This is a genomic window from Pseudomonas sp. 01L34 (assembly GCF_056400265.1).
On sequence record NZ_JBFTSX010000005.1, the window covers coordinates 729920 to 737952 of the forward strand.

Below are 8033 nucleotides of genomic sequence, written 5' to 3' on the forward strand. Positions count from 1 at the left end.
TAAGGTTTGAATCATGAGTTTGCTCAACATCGGGATGTCGGGTTTATCCGCTGGCCAAAGCGCGTTGATGGTGACCGGTAACAACATTGCCAACGCCGACACCGCAGGCTACTCGCGTCAGCAAACCGTGCAGGGCAGCAAGGCCTCGAATCAGTTCGGCAATGTCTACATCGGCACGGGTACGACCCTGGCCGATGTGCGTCGGGTGTACAACAGCTACCTCGATGCGCAACTGCAAACCACCACCTCGCTCAACAGCGACTCGGCTGCCTATGCCGGGCAGATCAGCCCGCTCGATAAGTTGCTGTCGGACAGCGGTACCGGCCTCAACGGCGCCCTGACCAAGTTCTTCGCCTCGGTACAGAACGTCAACGCGAAACCGGGCGACGATGCTTCCCGCCAACTGCTGCTCAGCGATGCGCAAGCCCTGAGTAACCGTTTCAACTCGATCTCCAGCCAGTTGACCGCGCAGAACGCGGACATCAACGGCAACCTGGCGGACATGGCCGATCAGGTCAACAAACTGGCAGCCACCGTGGCCCAGTTGAACCAGAAGATCTCCGAAGTTTCCAACGCCGGCGGCCAGCCTAACGACTTGCTCGATGCGCGCAACGAGACCGTGCGCCAGTTGTCCACCTTCACCGGGGCGCAAGTGCTCGAGCGTGACGGTAACCTCGACATTTACCTGGGCAGCGGACAGCCGCTGGTCATGGGGAATACCGCCAGCAAGCTGGAAGTGGTGCCGAGCAAAGACGACCCGTCGCGTTCGGCCATTCAGCTCAATCGCGGTTCGAGCACTATCGACATCACCTCGGTGATGACCGGTGGCGAAATGGGCGGTTTGCTGCGTTATCGCAGCACCGTGCTGGACCCGGCCATGAATGAACTGGGGCGTGTGGCGCTGGTCGTCGCCGATCAGATGAACACCGTCCAGGCCCAGGGCATCGACAAGAACGGTGATTTTGGTTCGAACCTGTTCAATAGCATCAACACCGCAGCGCAAATGGCTCAGCGCAGCGTTGCCACGGTCGGCAACAGCGCCGGTTCAGGCAACTTCGATGTGAGCATCGAGGACAGCGGCAAGCTGACCATCAATGATTACAAGGTCACCTTCACCAGCGCCACCAACTACACCGTGCAGCGTCTGCCAGAAGGCACCGCCATGGGCGCGTTCAGCACGCTGACCACGCCACCGCCGGTGATCGATGGTTTCTCCATGACACTTTCCGGTGGTACCGCAGCCGCCGGCGACACGTTCAAGATCACCCCGACCCGCAACGCGGCGACCAACATCAAGACCGAGATGACCGACTCCAAGCGTCTGGCCATCGCGGCACCGTTGGGCGCGGCGATTGCTGCGGGCGGCAGCGGCACACTGACGATTCCGGCCAGCGGTCAACCGGCCCTGACCACCAAGTTCGATATCTACGACACGGCGACCACCACCACGATCCAGAACGGCCTGAAGACGTCGACGCCGGTCAAGATCGTATTTGGTGCGGCCGGTGGTACGACTCAGACTTACCAAATGCTCGATGCCCAAGGCAACGCGCTCAGCAGCGGCACCATCGTGCCGGGCCAGAACAATACGTTGAGCCTGACCATTCCGCTGGTCGACGCCACCGGCGCCGCGATCAATGATCCGGGACCGCCCATCGTGCAGCGCACTGTGTCGTTTGACATGACCGTGGCCGGTTCGCCAGGTAACGGCACCGCGATCAACGTATCGCTCAGCCAGCCGGGTTCGCTGGATAACCGTAACGGCACCACGCTGGCCGCCTTGCAGACCAAGCAGGCCGTGGACACCGGTTCGGCCAGCAACGGTATTTCCCTGAACGATGCCTACGGCAAACTGGTCTCGGGCGTCGGTGCCAAGGCCGCGCAAGGCAAGCTCGACAGTGCCGCGACCACCGCCATCCTGGCCAACGCCAAGGGCGCTCGCGACTCGTTGTCCGGTGTCGACCTCGATGAGGAAACCGGCAACCTGGTCAAGTATCAGCAGTACTACACCGCGTCTTCGCAGATCATCAAGGCTGCGCAGGAAATCTTCAGCACACTGATCAACAGTCTTTAAGGAGTCGTAGCCCATGCGCATTTCTACCGCCCAGTTTTACGAGTCCTCTGCTGCCAACTATCAGAAGAACTTTTCCAACGTGGTCAAGAGCAGCGAAGAGGCCAGCAGCCTGGTTCGCGTGAATACCGCGGCGGATGATCCGGTCGGTGCTTCGCGTTTGCTGCAATTGGGTCAGCAGGCTTCGATGCTTGACCAGTACTCGGCCAACATGACCACCATCAAAGGCACCCTAGGCCAGACCGAGTCGGTGATGACCAGTATTGGCAACGTGCTGCAGCGCGCCAAAGAGCTGGCGCTCGGCGCAGGCAACGCTGGCTATACCGATGCCGACCGTCAGGCGAACGCTTCCGAACTGGGGCAGATTGAAGAGCAACTGCTCAGCCTGATGAACACCAAGGATGAAAACGGCAAGTACATCTTCTCCGGGTCCAAGGGCGATGTGGTGCCGTTCACCCGCAACACCGATGGCAGCTACGCCTACAACGGTGATCAGGTCACGCTGGATCTGCCGATTGGCGATACCCAGTCGATGGCCACCAACAGCACCGGTTGGGATGTGTTCCAGCAGGCGATCAACACCAGCCGTACTCAGACCACGCTCACCGCGCCTGCGGTCGATGACGGTCGTGTGGTGTTGTCCAACGGTCAGGTCGGCTCCGATGTCACCTACAACGCCAAGTTCCGCAGCGGCGAGCCTTACACCGTGGATTTCGTCAGCGGCACGCAGTTGAAAATTACCGATTCGCTAGGTAACGACGTCACCGCCGAGGCCAGTCAGAACGGCGTGTTCAGCTCCACCAACGGTGCGGCCACACAGACTGTCAATTTCCGTGGCGTTGATCTGAAGTTGAACATCAACCTGCAAGCGGGTGACGTCCCGGGTACAGTGATCACCGGGCACAGTTTCACCCTGGCGGCCAAGCCGGACAGCTTCACTACGTCTCGCAGCCCGGGGAATCCTTCGGCGGCACTGGTCACCGGTACCGCGGTCACCAACAGCGCCAACTACCACGCCAGTTTCCCGAACGGTAGTGCGATCCTCAAGTTCACCAGCGCCACGAACTACGATTTGTACGCCGCGCCACTGACCGCCAGCAGCAAACCGGTGTCCAGCGGCACCATGGCCGGTGCCACGGCAACCGCGTCCGGCGTTACCTTTACGTTGGCCGGTACACCGGCTGCGGGTGACCAGTTCTCCGTTGCAGTCAACACACACCAGACACAGAACGTTCTGGATACCGTCAGCCAACTGAAGACCGCACTGGCGACACCGACCAACAACAACCCGATCGCCATCCAGCAATTAAACGCGGCGATCGGTTCAGGCATTGGCAATCTGTCCAGTGGCATCGACCAGTTGGCGGCCGGCATCAGTTCCGTGGGGGGGCGCGGTTCGTCATTGACCACTCAGACTGAGATCAACCAGAGTCTGGCGCTGGCCAATACCCAGACCCAGTCGTCGATTCGCGATTCCGATCCGGCCGAAGTGATGACCCGCCTGACCCTGCAGCAAACCATGTTGCAGGCCTCGCAATTGGCGTTCAGCAAGATCGCTCAGTTGGGGCTGTTCAACAAAGTCTGAATCTAGGCCTTCGCGATTTATCGCGAGGGTTGCAGATTGCCGAGTGCAAACCGTCTTTTTTCAGCGGTTCCGGGAGGCTCCACTCTTTTTAGAGTGAGCTTCCGCCGCTCGAGAGTTCCCCTGCCGTGAAACCAGTCCCTCTTGTCAGCATCGCCATCCCCGCCTTCAATCCGCAGTTCTTTCAGGCGGCGTTGCAAAGCGCGCTGAATCAAACCTACAGCAACTTCGAAGTGATTGTCTGCGACGACAGTGTCGGCGACGAAATCCGCCGGATCGTCGAGGATTGTGAGGTGCCGCAGTCGATCCGGTTACGTTATGTACGCAATGATCGACGCTTGGGATTTCAGGGTAACCTCATGGCTTGCGCACAAGAGGCCAGCGGCGATTATCTGAAGCTGCTGTGCGACGACGATCAACTGTTGCCTGAGTGCATCAAGCAGCAGATCGAAGGTTTTATCGATCGTGATGACGTGAATCTGGTCATCGCCCAGCGACAGTTTTGCGACGGCGATTACATCCTGTTGTCCGAGCGGCTGGAAAACTGCTGTTTTTCTACTGGCATCACGCTGTTCAAGGGTGAGGATCTGTTGGGGATTCTGGAAAGCACCCTGGTCAACTTCCTCAGCGGTTTGAGCGGGGCGCTGCTGCGTACCCGTCATGCGCTGGAGTATTTGCCGGCGTTGACCCAGGTCGGTGAAGGTTTCGTGGCTCGCCTGGACTTCGCCTTGTTTGCCTGTTTGTTGCGTCGCGGCAATCTGGTTGTCGTCAGTCAGGTTCTGAGTCTCGAGCGCCTGCACCCGGCGCGATTGAGTAATCAGCCACACGTCAGGAATGCGCTGGCGACAGAGCTCGACTGGCTCAAACAGATGCTTGCATTGCGCAGTGGCGAGCCGGCACCTGCACCAGGCTGGGTGCGCTATATGGCTCTGGCCGATGCAGTCGATGGTCAGCCCTATGCCTGGGAAGAGTCGGGGTTGGGCCGATCCCTGAGTTTCATACACACCCTGGTGCTTTCCCGGGTGGGTGACGACTGCGACAGTTTTGTCGACCTGTATCGTGAATGGTTGTCTTGCCGCACATTGAACCCCGCTCAACAGCGTCTTTTGCCTGCCCGCCTGCAGGGGTGGGCCTGGCGTCCGCGGATTGTGCCGATTGTCGTTGATAGCGAAGGTAATAGCGTAGCGCTGGAAGATACGCTCAAGAGTATTCGTCAGCAGGTTTATGCCGCCGAGCAGGTGGTGGTGATTTCCCGTTCGGAGCATGCGCCCTGCGAAGGTGTGCGTCATGTACGTTTGCATGAAGAACCGGTCGCTCAGTTCAATCGACTGCTGAGGCAACTGGATGAGGCAGACTGGATCTATCTGGTCCGGGCGGGCGATCGTTTGAACGAGCTGGCCTTGTTGCTGCTGGCCGAGCGCATGGTCGAAATGCCGGACGTGCGCTGTCTCTATAGCGATGAGGGAGGGCTGCGCGATGAGGTGTCGATCGAGCCCGTGTTCAAGCCGGACTTCAATCTTGACTTGATGCGTAGTTACCCTTACATCGGCCGGGTCCTCGCTTTACAGCGTCAGCGGGTTCTCGAGCTTGGCGGCATTGTTGCGGGCTACGATGAGCTCGGTGTTCACGATCTGGTCTGGCGTCTGGTGGAGAGCAATGGCCCGCACGCCATCGGCCATGTGAGCGAAGTGCTCGTGGAGTCTGCCTTGCGCCTGTCTCAGTGGCTCTCGCAACCCCAGGTCATCGAGCAGAATCCTCGGGTACTTGCCGCGCATCTACAGCGTATTGAGGCGCCACACCGCGTCCGTAGCGGCAGTCTGGCGCTGATCAATCGTGTTGACTACCTCCATGACCAGCAGCCTCTTGTATCGATCATCATCTCCACCAGGGACCAGATCGGTTCTTTGCAGCGCTGTGTTGAAAGTCTGTTGGAAAAAACGGCCTATTCGCGTTACGAGATTTTGATTGCCGATAACGCCAGCATTGCCGCAGATGCCTGTAGCTGGCTGGCGGCCATGGAGCAAATGGGCAGCGACAAACTGCGAGTGCTGCGCTGTGACTATGGCGACAACCAGGCAGCGGTGCATAACTTCGCCGCGGCCCAGGCGCGGGGCGACTATCTGCTGTTGCTCAGCCCCCATAACATCATCGTCAATGCCGATTGGCTGGACGAGTTGCTGAATCACGGCCTGCGCCCTGAGGTCGGTGTAGTTGGCGGGCGGATGCTGAGTCCGCAGGGCCGGATCGAGGGTTCGGCACTGGTTCTGGGGTTGCGGGGGGCCATTGGTGTCCCCAATCGCGGAGAGTTGCTCAACGCCCCTGGCTACATGCAGCGTCAGCAAACTGTACAGAACTTCAGTGCGGTCGGCGTCGATTGTCTCCTGGTACGCAAGCAGGTTTTCGACGAGTTGCAGGGGTTGGACGAACAACATTTGGCCCAGGCGCTTAATGGTCCTGATTTTTGTCTGCGTGTGCGGCAGGCCGGCTACCTGGTGGTATGGACGCCATACGCCGAGCTGGTGCAGGCGATCCCGGCTTCCACTGTCGGGCCCGCACCCAAAGTGCTGCAGGCTGAGCAGAAACACTTCTACCGGAACTGGTTGCCCCTGGTTGCCAGGGATCCGGCGTATAACCGGAACCTGAGTCTGGGCACCAGCAATTTCAGTCTGGAGCCTGGGTTCAAGGACGGGTGGGATCCCTTCACCCGTCAGCCCCTGCCCAAGATCCTGGCGATTCCGATCAACGCCACGGCGGTGGGGCATTATCGGGTCAGCCAGCCGTTCCTCGAGCTGGAGGCGGCGGGGCGAGTGGTAGGGCATATGACCTACCATACGCCGACGGACATTGAACTTGAGCGGTGCTCGCCCGACGTGATCATCCTGCAGGGGCGCTACAGCCAAGGGGCTGTCGATGAGGTCGAGCGAATCAAAAACTGTTCGCAAGCCTTCCGGATTTTTGAGCTCGACGATTACGTGATCGATGTGCCGAAAAAGAACGCACACATCCGCAAGGCCGAAGTGGGTGTCGACAAACTGGTGCGGCGTGGTGTCGGATTGTGTGATCGGGTCGTGGTATCGACTCAGCCGCTGGCGGATGCATTGCGTGACATGCATCACGATATTCGGGTGGTGCCGAACATGCTTGCACCGCATCTGTGGACGGGGCTCACCAGTCATCGTCGTACTTCGCGCAAACCCCGCGTAGGCTGGGGCGGTGGCACCAGTCATGACGGTGACCTGGCAATTATTGCCGACGTGGTGCGTCTGCTTGCCAATGAAGTCGAATGGGTATTTTTCGGAATGTGCCCCGAGGCTCTACGGCCATTTGTGCATGAGTTTCACACGGGCGTCGCTCTTGAGGCTTACCCCGCCAAACTGGCCAGCCTGAACCTCGACCTGGCACTGGCTCCTCTGGAGTTCCACATCTTCAACGACTGTAAGAGCAACTTGCGTCTGCTGGAGTACGGCGCCTGCGGTTACCCGGTTATTTGCACCGACACCGAGGCCTATCGCGGTTATCTGCCGTGTACCAAAGTCGTGAGTAACAGTACCGAGGAGTGGCTCGAGGCAATCCGCATGCACCTGTCCGACCCTGATGCGAGCTACCGCATGGGCGATGCGCTGCGCGAAGAAGTGCTGCGCGATTACATGCTCAAGGGCAATAACCTCAACTACTGGGCCGAGGGTTGGCTGCCAAACTGATCTAGCATGGATGTACACCTGCAGGCGGCCTTGGGCCGCCTGTTTTGTTTGTGCCGGGTGCGCTACAAATTTGCGGCGGCGGCTCAAGCTTTGTGTCGTTTATGTCGATAAATCGCCACAGCTTTGTTTATTGAAAGACTCGTCAGCGACCTGCGTTTGCAGGTCGTCGTGGCGGCAGGTATCTGGTTCAACAATATGGCAAGGAAGAAGTCGCAATGGCAGTGATAAACGGGACAAATGGCGTGGATACGCTGACAGGTACCAGTGGGGATGATGAGATCTATGCCTTGGGTGGCAATGATGTGATCAAAGGGAGTGCCGGTGCGGACAAGCTGGATGGCGGCACCGGTACTGATACCGTGGACTATTCGACGTCGGCCGCTGCGGTGAACGTTGATATTCGTCTGGGTACGGGGCTGGCCGGCACCGGCGGCGACGCCGAGGGTGACACCTTGGTCAACGTTGAAAAGGTCATCGGTTCGGCGTTCAACGACAGCTTCACCGTTGCACTGGGCGGGATAGCATTCGAAGGCGGTGCCGGGGACGATATCTACTACATCAACACCAGTGCCACGCCGAGCATCGTCGAGCTGGCCGATGGCGGCAACGATGAAATGCGCGTGTCGGTGGTCAACCCCAGCCACACCTTCATGGCCGCTAACATCGAGCGCCTGACCTT

The 8033-nt window shown here is 59.2% G+C and carries 4 protein-coding genes; all 4 read left to right on the forward strand.

Going from position 1 to position 8033, the window contains the following annotated elements; all coding sequences use genetic code 11:
* Positions 1–13: 13 nt before the first annotated feature.
* Positions 14–2074: a flagellar hook-associated protein FlgK gene (gene flgK / locus AC1DQM_RS19005; RefSeq protein ID WP_477746671.1), complete on the forward strand. Its 2061-nt coding sequence runs from the start codon at positions 14–16 to the stop codon at positions 2072–2074.
* A 13-nt stretch (positions 2075–2087) separates the two neighbouring features.
* A complete protein-coding gene (locus AC1DQM_RS19010; RefSeq protein WP_018929951.1) occupies positions 2088–3656 on the forward strand; it encodes a flagellar hook-associated protein 3 in 1569 nt (522 codons plus the stop codon).
* A gap of 125 nt (positions 3657–3781) precedes the next feature.
* Positions 3782–7354 (forward strand): glycosyltransferase, encoded by a 3573-nt coding sequence (locus tag AC1DQM_RS19015; protein ID WP_477746672.1) that lies wholly within the window; start codon positions 3782–3784, stop codon positions 7352–7354.
* A gap of 215 nt (positions 7355–7569) precedes the next feature.
* A partial coding sequence (locus AC1DQM_RS19020) for a calcium-binding protein (RefSeq protein WP_477746673.1) occupies positions 7570–8033 on the forward strand: 464 nt, incomplete at its 3' end.

Coding starts and splice junctions, on each gene's coding strand:
- AC1DQM_RS19010 (WP_018929951.1), top strand. CDS start 2,088: ATGCGCATTTCTACCGCCCAGTTTTACGAGTCCTCTGCTGCCAACTAT.
- flgK (WP_477746671.1), top strand. CDS start 14: ATGAGTTTGCTCAACATCGGGATGTCGGGTTTATCCGCTGGCCAAAGC.